This window comes from Tardiphaga sp. (genome assembly GCF_028290785.1).
Lineage (GTDB): Bacteria > Pseudomonadota > Alphaproteobacteria > Rhizobiales > Xanthobacteraceae > Tardiphaga.
Map to the genome: position 1 here is coordinate 1 of NZ_JAQGJD010000347.1, position 2,698 is coordinate 2,698.

The following is a 2,698-nucleotide window of genomic DNA, read 5'->3' on the forward strand; positions in this document are numbered from 1 at the left end:
TGCGGTGCTGGAAACCTACGTGTCGCGCCGCTTCGCCACGCTGCCGCTGGTGGTAGGCAAGGGGGCGGACAGCCGCGCCAAGGATTTTCTCGCTCTGCTGGATCGCTATCCGCAGGTCCGCGCGGTCACCCGCGCCGCGATTCTGGTCGGCGAACGGCGCTGGAATTTGCGTTTGAAGGACGGCCTCGACATCAGGCTGCCGGAGAACGACATCGGCAACGCGCTGGCGATGCTGAGCAAGCTCGACAAGGAAGATCATTTGTTCTCGAAAGATATCGTCGCCATCGACCTGCGACTGCAGGACCGCCTGACGGTGCGGCTGTCCGAAGACGCCGCCAAGGCGCGCGAAGATCTGTTCAAGGAAAAGGACAAGACCAAGAAGAAGGCTGGTGCGGCATGACCGGCCTCGATCGCAACCAGGCGCCGAAGACCCGCCAGATGGCCGCCAACCGCACCGCGCTGGTGGCCTCGCTCGACGTCGGCACCAGCAAGATCGCGTGCATGATCGCGCGGCTGAAGCCATGCCCGCCCAGTGAAGCGCTGCGCGGCCGCAGCCATGCCGTCGAGCTGATCGGCTACAGCCAGATCCAGTCGCGCGGCGTGAAGTCCGGCGCCGTCGTCGATATGGGCGAGGCCGAGCAGGCCGTGCGCCATGCGGTGTCGCTGGCCGAGCGGATGGCGAAGGTTCGCGTCGAGTCCGTGCTGCTGTCGGTTTCCGCTGGCCGCCTGCAGGGCCAGCTCATCGAAGCCTCCGCCGATATCAAGGGCGGCGCGGTCACCGCCGCCGACGTCACCCGCGTCACGTCCACCGGGATGAAGCATGCGACGCCGCATGGCCGCACCGTGCTGCACGCGTTGCCGGTCGGCTACTCGCTGGACGGCGTCAAAGGCATCCGCGATCCCCGCGGCATGGTGGCGAGCCAGTTCGGCGTCGACATGAACGTCGTCACGGCGGACGCCACGGTCGCGCGCAACCTGATGCTGGTGGTCGAGCGCTGCCACCTCAACGTCGAAGCCATGGCAGCGAGTCCTTATGTCGCAGGACTGTCCGTTCTCACCGACGACGAGACCGATCTCGGCGCCGCTGTCGTCGAGATGGGGGCAGGGACCACGACGATGGCGATCTATTCCGGCGGCCGCTTCGTGCACGCGTCGGGATTTGCGGTCGGCGGGCAACACATCACCATGGATCTCGCCCGCGGACTCGGTTGCTGCATCGCAGATGCCGAGCGAATCAAGACGTTATATGGCACGGTACTTACCGGTGGCTCCGATGCGCGCGAAACGATGACCGTGCCGACGGCTGGCGACAACGATCGCGATTTTCCGCAGGTCGTTTCCCGCGCCACCATCGCGAACATCGTGCGGCAGCGTGCCGAGGAGATTTTTGAAATGGTCAGGGACCGGCTTGCGGATTCGCCCTTTGCCGCAGAGCCGCGGGCGCGAGTCGTGCTGTCGGGCGGCGCGTCGCAGCTCAATGGCCTGGCCGAACTCGGCACCCAGATTCTCGGCCGTCCGGTTCGCATCGGCCGTCCGCTCGGTTTCGGCCGGCTGCCCTCGGAGGCCAAGAGCGCTTCGTTCGCAGTGCCGTCCGGGCTGCTCGTTTACCCGCAATACGCTCATCTTGAACACGTTGAACCGCGGCATACGCGGCAGCTCAAGACAGGGACCGACGACGGCTATTTCGGAAAGGTCGGGCGATGGCTTCGCGAAGGCTTCTAATGAAATTTTTCCGACCCACCCTTTTTCCATCTTCGACGCTTTCGGCCTTCGGCCGCGGGCATGACCAGACAACGCGCGCGTAATCGAGAGGCAACGAAATGACACTCAACCTGACCCCCCCTGATATCGCCGAGCTCAAGCCCCGCATCACCGTGTTCGGTGTGGGTGGCGCTGGCGGCAATGCCGTCAACAACATGATCACCGCCGGTTTGCAGGGCGTCGACTTCGTCGTCGCCAACACCGACGCGCAGGCGCTCACCATGTCGAAGGCGCAGCGCATCGTGCAGATGGGCACCGTGGTGACCCAGGGCCTCGGCGCCGGCTCGCAGCCGGACGTCGGCGCTGCCGCCGCGCAGGAAGTGATCGACGAGATTCGTGATCACCTCTCGGGCGCCAACATGGTGTTCGTCACCTGCGGCATGGGCGGCGGCACCGGCACCGGTGCAGCCCCGGTGATCGCTAAGACCGCGCGCGACATGGGTATCCTCACCGTCGGTGTGGTGACCAAGCCGTTCCACTTCGAAGGCCAGCGCCGCATGCGCACCGCCGAATCCGGCATTGCCGAGTTGCACAAGGTGGTCGATACGCTGCTGATCATCCCGAACCAAAATCTGTTCCGGGTTGCCAACGAGAAGACCACCTTCGCCGACGCCTTCGCGATGGCCGACCAGGTGCTCTATTCGGGGGTCGCCTGCATCACCGACCTCATGGTCAAGGAAGGCCTGATCAACCTCGACTTCGCCGACGTGCGCGCGATCATGCGCGGCATGGGCAAGGCGATGATGGGCACCGGCGAGGCGTCCGGCGAGAAGCGCGCCAATCGGGCGGCCGAGGCGGCGATCGCCAACCCGCTCCTCGACGACGTGTCGATGAAGGGGGCGCGTGGCCTCCTCATCTCGATCACCGGCGGGCGCGACCTCACGCTCTACGAGCTCGACGAGGCCGCGACCCGCATCCGCGAGGAGGTCGATCCGGA

At 65.7% G+C, this 2,698-nt stretch carries 3 protein-coding genes; all 3 read left to right on the forward strand.

Features of this window, described 5'->3' with window-relative positions:
• A partial coding sequence (locus tag JWR89_RS22355) for a cell division protein FtsQ/DivIB (RefSeq protein WP_299720238.1) occupies positions 1 to 400 on the forward strand: 400 nt, incomplete at its 5' end.
• Positions 397 to 1,722 (forward strand): cell division protein FtsA, encoded by a 1,326-nt coding sequence (gene ftsA, locus JWR89_RS22360; RefSeq protein ID WP_299720240.1) that lies wholly within the window; start codon positions 397 to 399, stop codon positions 1,720 to 1,722. The genes JWR89_RS22355 and ftsA, both read left to right, overlap by 4 nt.
• 98 nt (positions 1,723 to 1,820) lie before the next feature.
• A partial coding sequence (gene ftsZ, locus JWR89_RS22365) for a cell division protein FtsZ (RefSeq protein WP_299720242.1) occupies positions 1,821 to 2,698 on the forward strand: 878 nt, incomplete at its 3' end.